The 6,173-nt window shown below is 44.6% G+C and carries 4 protein-coding genes; all 4 read right to left on the minus strand.

What is annotated here, in order from left to right; genetic code table 11:
* Window positions 1-1,300: filamentous hemagglutinin N-terminal domain-containing protein (locus tag VE944_RS10980; protein ID WP_324976536.1), on the minus strand; the 1,300-nt coding region annotated here is incomplete at its 3' end.
* A gap of 129 nt (window positions 1,301-1,429) precedes the next feature.
* Window positions 1,430-2,812, minus strand: a complete 1,383-nt coding sequence (locus VE944_RS10985) for an HlyD family secretion protein (RefSeq protein WP_324976539.1) — start codon at window positions 2,810-2,812, stop codon at window positions 1,430-1,432.
* A gap of 6 nt (window positions 2,813-2,818) precedes the next feature.
* Complete coding sequence (locus VE944_RS10990) at window positions 2,819-5,035, minus strand: peptidase domain-containing ABC transporter (protein WP_324976541.1); 2,217 nt, start codon at window positions 5,033-5,035, stop codon at window positions 2,819-2,821.
* 267 nt (window positions 5,036-5,302) lie between these two features.
* A complete protein-coding gene (locus VE944_RS10995; RefSeq protein ID WP_324976544.1) occupies window positions 5,303-5,638 on the minus strand; it encodes a hypothetical protein in 336 nt (111 codons plus the stop codon).
* Window positions 5,639-6,173: the final 535 nt, after the last annotated feature.

Consider the following 6,173-nt stretch of genomic DNA (forward strand, 5'->3'; position numbering starts at 1 on the left):
CATTTCCCACTCCAAAGGTGTGGGCTAACAATTCACTGTTCGTTAAAGAGAGCGACCCAGTGGTAATATTGATACCGCCACTATTACCTACGGCATCTGGTTCCACTTGGCTGAATACTTTACTCCCATTAAAGAAGGAGACGCTATCGCGAGCATTGATCTTGATAGTGCCCCCATTTCCCAATCCAAAGGTGCTGGCACTCAAAAAAGCGTTTTCAAGGTCAAGTGATTCAGTTTTGATATCAATATTTCCACTATTACCAGTAGCTAATGGGCTGACTTCGTTGATAATATTGCTTGATTGCTTGAGTGCTATTGTCCCTGTCGCATTGAGCGTAACATCTCCTGCAACAGCAGTCCCCGATCCCAAACCAGAGTCGATCCCAGCAAGAAGATAACTTGCTCCCAGAACATCTATATTCCGGGCATTGATTGCAATGCTGCCACCACCTCCTGCGGCTACACCAACAAAAGTTCCATTGGTAAGTACTACATCTCCTCGTGCAATGTTATCTGGAAAACTCAAACGCAAATTGTTGCTATCACCAAACTCTACCGTTCCCGATCCGGCTAATCCTCCCAACTCCACTCGACCACCTGGAGCTTGCATCGTCGCGCCTTCTAATGTAACATTGCCGCCCACAAGTGCTAAGGTTTTACCTGGCTGTACCTGTAAACCAACAGGTTCGCCACTAATATTGGTTGTTCGGGATTGATTTACGATACTTCCGGCAGTTGGTTCAAATTGTAGACCAAGCGGTACACTGACAGTTAGCAGTGGAGTTGTTTGGGACGCAGTTGCACTAAACTGGTTACCATCAGCAAAATTCAGGCTACTCGCTGTTGTCGCAACAAAGGAACCACCAACATTTAATTGAGCATTCTGACGAAATACAATCCCGTTGGGATTAATTAGAAACAGGTTAGCCGCAGCATTAGCGCGAATTAACCCATCAATATCAGAAGCTGATCCACCCGTTACCCGACTGATAATATTTTGAATATTCGCAGCATTATTAAAGAAAGCAGTGCCGCCCCTTGGAACGGAAAACTCCTGAAAACTGTGGAACAAGTTGCTTCCAGCTTGGGTTCCCCCTTCAATGGTACTGATGTTGCCTTGTGTTGTAACACTCGAATTATTGGGTAGAGTGCTATCAGGGGTAATTTGGGCTAAAGCGCAATTAAAAGAGAAAGCGAATGTCTGCAATACAGCTTCGCCGATCGCACTACCCATCACCAACCAACTTCCCAGTGCTAATTTCCAGCGCCAATACTGCCTACTTCGCTTTATTCTAGACATTGCACCCCTTAAATAACTAGCAAGTTAACTACAACCCCTATAAGGATAGATAGAAAACCCACGGTAGGATTACGATAAATAGTTACGAATAGTTACGCTGCGATGCCTGCGGCGGGCTACGCCAACGCACTACAAGTCTGCAATCAACCTCGCCTTCCTCAAAAAGAATTGCAACACAGTCTCTTCTCTAGAAATAATATCGACTGTACCCTCCATTCCCAATTGAATAGCACACTGATGTTTTTCCCTACCTAGAGAAAGCCTTTCTGGCTCAATTGTTACCCCATAGAACCCACCAACGGCTGCCATCTTTTGGTTGGCAGATGTTGTGTCGGTGGCATTAGCAGCATTCCCTTGAGGTGCAATCGTATCTGGGGAAATCGTCTTAACCTTGCCTTTGAGAGTCCCATAATCTGGATAAGGACAAGCAGAAACCCGCATTTGTACCGTTTGACCTTGTTTCAATTTATTTTTATCCTGAAGTGCTACTGCTGCCTTAATCTCCAAGGAAGCATCACTGGGGACAATTTGGGCAATCTCCTGTCCAGCAGGAACAGTTTGACCGGAGTTTCGCAGGTTTAATTTAGAAATAATCCCGTCTGCTGTGGCAGTAATTATAGTCTGGCTGAGGTCGATATTTACCTGTTGGAGTTCGCGGGTGTCGCGCTCTAGCTGTTTTTGAATTTCAATTCGTTGCTGGATTAGAGCTTGGCGTTCTTTGTCTAAAGTAGCAATGCTGGCTTGACCTGTAGCTTTTTCTTGGGCAATGCGATTATAAGCGATCGCTATTTGTGCATTACTGGGATTGAGGGCAGTTTGGACATTTTGCAATTTGGCTTTAGCTGCTAAGAGTGCTTGTTCTTGCTGGCGAACAGCTAGTTGTGCTTCCTCAAATTGATCTTGAGACAAGGCTCCGGCTTTGGCTACAGTCTCATAACGATTTCGCTTTGACTGGGCTGCTTTCAGAATAGCATCCGTGGCTTTGACATTGGCATCCGCTTCTTTGACATCAGTAGCGGTAGTAATCAGTTTATCTTGATAGTTCCGGCTGCGATCGCTTAATTCAGCTTCAGCACCTGCAATAACCCGGTTGAGTCGTTCAGTTTCAGCTAAAACCTGGCTATTAATGGCGTTAATCTGGGCATTAATTTGAAAGAGTTGTAAACGACTTTGCCCAATGTTACTTTCGAGTTGGCTCTTTTTAGTTTGTAGCTTCGAGTTGTCAATAGTGGCAATGACATCCCCTTTCTTGACAACTTGATTTTCTGCAACAAAAACCTGCGTCACCTGACCTTCCGTAGCAGCTTGAACAAGCCGCAATTCACCAGCAGGGCGGACAACAGCTTGTGCTTTAACGGTTACTTTATATTTGGTAACAGAGGCGAGTGGAATAGCTAACCCCACAGCACAGACAAGAACTACTCCGCCCCAAGTAGTCCAACGGCCAAGTGGCGGGAGAAACTCATTGTCTTGAATTGGCGGTAAGTAGTCTGAGTTGGAATGGCTAATCATACTATTTTATTTACTGATAGTGCTTAATTTACCGTTAGAGTTAGAGGATTTAGGCACTAAACCATTTGTAAATGGGTCAACGCTGTCTAAAAAGTCTAAGTGTTCACCAGGTTGATGGCGTAGAGCCTCTGGAGTGCCTTGGATTTTTAAACGTCCTTCCTCCAGCAGTACAATCCAATCAGCTCGTTGGACAATTTTGGGGCGATGGCTAATCATAATTGTGGTTTTGCCCAGCCGATGAGACAGCAGTCTATCTAGCAGTTGGGCTTCACTCACTGGGTCGAGAGCGCCAGTGGATTCATCTAAAATTAATACTGGTGGATCAGTAACTATAGCTCTAGCGATCGCTAATCTCTGCCGTTGTCCACCAGAAAGATTCGCGCCAAATTCGCCTAAAACAGTTTGATATTTATCGGGCAATTTACTAATAAACTCATCTGCACCAGCAATCTCGCAAGCTTGCACAATTTGTTCAAAGGCGATTTGAGGATAGCTGAAGCGGAAGTTTTCAAGAATTGAGCGACTCCAGAAGTGAGGTTCTTGAGGTACTAGCACCACCTGTTGCCGCAGACATTCCATCGAGAGGTCTTGCTGATTATAGATGCCATAGCGAATATTCCCAGATTGGAGGAAATATAAACCCGCAAGTAGTTTGGCGAGGGTACTTTTTCCACAGCCAGATTTACCAATCAGGGCAATGACTTGGCCGCCAGAGATAGTTAGGGAAAAATCTTGCAGTAAGTCAACTCTACCTGCGTGGTGGAAATTAAGGTTGGTGCAAGTAATATCTATATTTCCCTTAAGTTCTGCCCAAGGCTTTTTCTCGTCTTTGTCGTCTTCTGGGGTAGCATCAATCACCTCCGTCAAGCGTTGGATGACAATCTGGGCAGTGATGAACTCATCAACTAAGCCGATGACTGAACCCAAAAAGCCGAGAAAGTTGCCACTCATACCAGTAAATGCTAGCAACTGACCTATGCTTAAAGTGCGATTAATCACCAGGTATGAGCCTAACCACAGTAAGGCAATATTAGTAAAAGTAGAAAAAATATTAGTGATTGTGCCGCTGTAAAGCCCCAATTTCATCGTACTCCAGCCCAAGTTAGCAAGGCGACCATAATTCGCCTGATACTCCTGCCAAGCTTGGGGAGTGGCTTGGGTAGTTTTTAGCACTTGGACACCATGAAAAGTTTCGACGAGAAAGCCTTGGTTTTCTGTACCTAAGACGATCTCCCTGCGGGTTTTTTGACGCAAGGCTGGGAGAAACAGCAAGTTGACAAGGACGACAATCACAAAGGCAGCAAGGGTTGCCAAAGTCAGTCCCCAACTGTAGAAGAGCATAAAGGCCAAAGAAACCAAGGCAATAAAAAATTGGCTGGGTAAACCGAGGACAATTTCGGAAACTAGCTCATTGATGTGATCCACATCGGCAATGCGGCTGACTACTTCCCCACTGCGTCGTCCTTCAAAATACGAGAGGGGCAAGCGCAGGAGTTGTCGCCCGTATTCTAGAATTAGCCCTAATTGCAGTCGTTGACTAAAGTGACCAATTAGGTGAGACTGTACTAAACCCATCACACTGCTAAATAGACTCATAGCGATCGCACCAATAGCCACGACCGTTAGCAGTTGGGTATCTCCCCGCACGAGTACGTCATCGGTGAGCAATTGCATCATTAAAGGAGAGACAAGGGAAAGTAGTCCGATGACGATGTTAATTGCTATAGCCTGGATGAGAATGGCGCGATAGGGTAAAACCCGCATCAAATAACGCCCAAAGCCGCCAATTTTATCATCTGATTGCTGATAAAAGCGGTTATCATCTGGCGTTAGCAGCAGCATGATGCCATTGCCCCATCCTTCGAGCAACTCCTCGCGTGTGAGATAACGGATACCTACACCAGGGTCAGCAATTACGTATTTTTTACCCTTTTGCCCGTATAAAACGACCCAGTGATAGCCTTTCCAGTGAATGATCGCTGGTAGAGAAATTTTGTGCAAAGAGTCAAGCAGTTGCTCTGAGGCTTTGACTTGGCGAGCATTGAATCCTAAAGTTTCAGCACCCCGGCTCAACCCCAGCAGAGAAGTTCCTCGTGACCCTGTACCAACGGCTTCCCGCACCCGACTTATGGCAAAGGTGCGTCCGTAGTGTTTGGCAACAGTGGCAATGCAAGCAGCACCACAGTCTTCTTCACTGTGTTGAAGTACACTTTGGTAGCGCATTTTTCTTAAAGACCTATCCTATTTTGTTTTTGAGCTTAAAATGAACGCTTCGCTATTAAAATACAAATGAGTCTATCAACAACTAACTCAATTGGTATTATTTTGGGGAGAAACTTCGGTCGGAGGAATTGCTCCGACTGAAGTGGGTATTGAGCTTGTCCACTCGGACTACTAGGCGTTAGGCTACTGCTGCAAAGCTGTAATCTAAACGATGAAAATTATTTAGCTTGCCTAGTAGCCCCTCGTGCTTTCATTTTGTCTACTAGACTACTCGAGGAGACGGTTTGCCACCCATCCAACCGATGATCGCCCTTGCGTATATAATCTTGTTGTTCTTGCGGTGAGCCGGCGGAACCCGCCCCTGACGATATTTGTCACGTCAATGGTCAAGCTATTCGGGATAGAGCCGATGATGTTGGCGTTAGAGGGTGTGGGAATAAAGGGAGTAGAACGAATATTCAAATTTCCTCTGTCGACATTCACCCTCCTTAGAATGCCTCCCTCGACGGTAGCTGCTGCTTCGGGAGTCAACTCGGTCAACAATGGTTCCTGTTGAATAGTGTCCATCTCAATTTGTTTCAAGTTTTCTTTGGTGCTTAACATTGTCGTTTTCCTTTTCCAGAGTTATGTTGATGTGGAATTAGTGATGTCTTGTCTAACTCCATTGAAATATTCTGATATTCAATTGATAAAAGCAATAGGTTTAAAGTGATTTTCTACGCATAACTCAAGTACTTATGTTTTCATTATTTAAGGTTTTTAAATTTCAAGTTAAAGGTATTTTTGTCTTATAAATTAAAGTATTTTGACGCTCTGAAATACTCAAAGTCACCCACATTGATCCTGAAGCTATATCTTTGATTTCATCGTCACTTTTTTATCACTGCTTTTGACCAGTCACAGCATCAACGCCTGAAAAGCCTAACTGATGACCAATTACTTGATAATTGTGAAGTTTTGTAACAAGTTGCGGAATTCATAGACTTTTGATTCCGATAAGTAAGCAGAGGTTCGCAAAGAAGCTAAACGAACTTCCAAAGAGTGCAAGTTCTACCAGGGGGAATCGTTATGGAAAATCCAGGTCTTTGCTTAACACCCTTTCAGCGCAGATACCTACAGAAAAGCTTAGAAACCGACT

Source organism: Nostoc sp., from assembly GCF_035638895.1.
Classification (GTDB): Bacteria; Cyanobacteriota; Cyanobacteriia; order Cyanobacteriales; family Nostocaceae; genus Nostoc.